2 protein-coding genes are annotated in these 2855 nt (G+C 36.9%); one reads left to right on the top strand and one right to left on the bottom strand.

Going from position 1 to position 2855, the window contains the following annotated elements; translation table 11 throughout:
- The first annotated feature begins 466 nt into the window (after window positions 1-466).
- A complete protein-coding gene (locus ACEW8U_RS02620; protein ID WP_373520478.1) occupies window positions 467-1282 on the top strand; it encodes an enoyl-ACP reductase in 816 nt (271 codons plus the stop codon).
- A gap of 517 nt (window positions 1283-1799) precedes the next feature.
- Here ACEW8U_RS02620 and truA read toward each other — a convergent pair.
- Window positions 1800-2591 (bottom strand): tRNA pseudouridine(38-40) synthase TruA, encoded by a 792-nt coding sequence (gene truA, locus ACEW8U_RS02615; protein WP_373520477.1) that lies wholly within the window; start codon window positions 2589-2591, stop codon window positions 1800-1802.
- Between the last annotated feature and the right edge of the window lie 264 nt (window positions 2592-2855).

Genomic DNA, 2855 nt, shown 5'->3' with positions numbered 1-2855 from the left:
TGATGTCATTCCTTTTCTGAACATTTTAAAAATGTTGGGGACTCGGGATGACGAGAAACCCAATGTCATTGCCTTTTCTGAACATTTCCAAAATGTTTGGGACTTGAGGTGACAAGGCAAAGTTAATAGTTACGCTTAAATGCTATTCTAGTCTATTGCTACAAGTAAGTGATTGGTAACCAAGAGATTGGTAACCAAGAGAGAAATCCATTACCCTCTAGTTTTAGCTACTGTCATGTAATTAGGTTGCCCCCCTTTCTTGGCTCTGTGCTCCCCGTTACCTATGCAAGGCTTTGTCTCTTGGTTCTAATTTCTCGCTTTACGACTCGTTTTCTTACGCTCTCGTTTCTCGGCTCTCGATTCTCGCATCTGACACTCATGTCTCAAATCTCCCATCTCCCCTCCTAAGTCTTAATTTTTTCCTTATTTTTACCCTTAGATATAAAACCAACCAAAACGATATATTATGCCAGAGAATTTGTTGAAAGGAAAGCTAGGAATCATCACAGGAGCACTTGATGAAAACTCCATCGCCTGGAAAGCGGCTTTAAAAGCCTATGAACAAGGTGCCAAATTTGTCCTGACCAATGCACCGATTGCCATGAGAATGGGGGCCATCAAAGAATTGGCTGAACATTGCAACACCATCATTATTCCTGCCGATGCTACCTCCTTGGAAGACATCGAAAAATTGTATACCGAATCAAAAGAGTATTTGGGAGGAAACTTTGACTTTTTGCTGCATTCTATCGGTATGTCACCTAACATCCGAAAAGGACGCTCCTATGGTGACCTGAATTATGATTGGGTAAATAAATCCTATGATGTTTCCGCCGTTTCTTTTCACAAAATGATGCACATCGCTGAGAAAATGGATATCATGAATGAATGGGGTTCCATTCTCGGATTGTCATACATTGCTGCTCAAAGGGTTTATCCTTTCTATACAGATATGGCTGATGCCAAAGCATTGTTGGAAAGTATTGCAAGAGGTTATGGGTACAGGTATGGGAAATTGAAAAAAGTAAGGGTAAATACCATTTCCCAATCACCGACCAAAACCACTGCCGGAACAGGTATTGGCGGTTTCGATGCCTTCTACAATTTTGCCGAATCCATGTCACCATTAGGTAATGCCTCAGCAGAAGCCTGTGCGGATTATATCGTCACCATGTTTTCTGACCTCACCCGTTATGTTACCATGCAGAATCTCTTCCATGATGGAGGGTATTCTACTACCGGTATTTCGGAGGAATTAATGGAACAGTTTAGGGATGTGTAGGGAGAGCTTGAATTGGAAAAGCCTTAAATTGAAAGATTGGAATATTGAAAAATTGAGGGTGGCTTTCAATGAAATTGGCTTGCATCCCCTATTTAAAAGAGGATTCCAAAGATGTTTATGATTCTGGAGTAAGCATTCATGAGTTAGGGATACAATATTTGTGAATATACCATTTACAAAAGTATAATTAGAGAGGGTATAACCCTCTTTTTTTGTGGAAAAATATAAATCCAAATTTACTAAATGAAGCATGAAGTCATTTGGACAAAAGAAGCAGACACCACTTTAGGTGAAATAATCCTACATCTTTAAAAAGAATGGTATCAAAAATAAATCCTAAATTTTTTAGATAGAATTGAAAAATTAATCGAACTGATAAAAGAATATCCATATCTTTTTCCTGTTTCGAAAACCAAAGGGTTAAGAAGGGCAGTGATTAACAAACAATCCAGCCTTTTTTACAAGGTCGATCAAGATAAAATCATTGTCATCAGTGTCAGGAGTAACGCTAAGGGCCCTAAGAATTATCCTTCTTGATAAATTCAACATTTTCCAGAACCAATCCGTTTGCTGGGGCATGTATGGGGATTGTTCTGAGTTCAGGATAATTCAAAGACTTTATAATTTCCTCCAAACTTAATTTTCCCAACCCCAATTCCATCAATGCGGTTATCATTTTTCGAATTTGATACCTCAAAAATCCTTTTCCTTTTACTTTAAAGGTAAATGCCTGCTTGGGAATCAAACCCAATCCAGATTGAGCGTGTTGGACGACATCTGCCTCCATGATTTCCCTGAAATAATCATTGCTTACTTTATCAATAGAACAATAGCTTTGAAAGTTGTGTTTCCCTACAAAAAGCTTAGTGCCTTCTTTCATCAACCCAATATCCGGATAGCCCACAAAATACACCAAGTTAGCAGCGGCAAAAGGATGGAATTTCTCACCGAAGGCGAAATGGTAATGATATTCCTTGTAAGCAACATCCTGAATGATATTAAAATGCAATGGAACGGCATGAACTTCCAACAGCCTGATATCGGATGGAAGTATTGAATTGACGGATTCAAGGAGTTCAGGTGGCATTTCATGTTTCAGAAATAACTCAAATGCTCCCCTATTACAAGATACCCCGGCATCAGTTCTGCTTGCTCCAAGAAGCGTAAAATCTTCATGTCTGAGGATAAATCTGAAAGCTTTTTCCAATGTCCCTTGAATGGTTTTGACCCCATTCTGCTTTTGCCATCCGTGATATCCTATTCCAAGGTATTGAATATAGAATAAGTAAGTGAAGGGTCGGGACTGCATGCTTGCAAATGAAAATAGTTTAGATTAAAAGATAATTTAAAAGTATAACGATAATACCAAATTGAAAAATTTAAAGAAAAAAATAACCTATTATAAAGCTTTAAACATAGATGAAAAATTTCGATTTAGTAGTAAAATCAATGCATAAAACACCTAAAACCATATTTTTAATAATTATTTTCGGTTTTTTAAAAAAAATTTTATTGATAAATGTCAAGAAAATAGAAATTTTTTATCAAAATTAAAATATTTAAATAATCAAAA

It is taken from the genome of Aquiflexum sp. (assembly GCF_041751335.1).
Classification (GTDB): domain Bacteria; phylum Bacteroidota; class Bacteroidia; order Cytophagales; family Cyclobacteriaceae; genus Aquiflexum.
The sequence above is the reverse complement of the archived record's forward strand: the minus strand, read 5'-3'. Positions and strand labels throughout refer to the sequence as shown.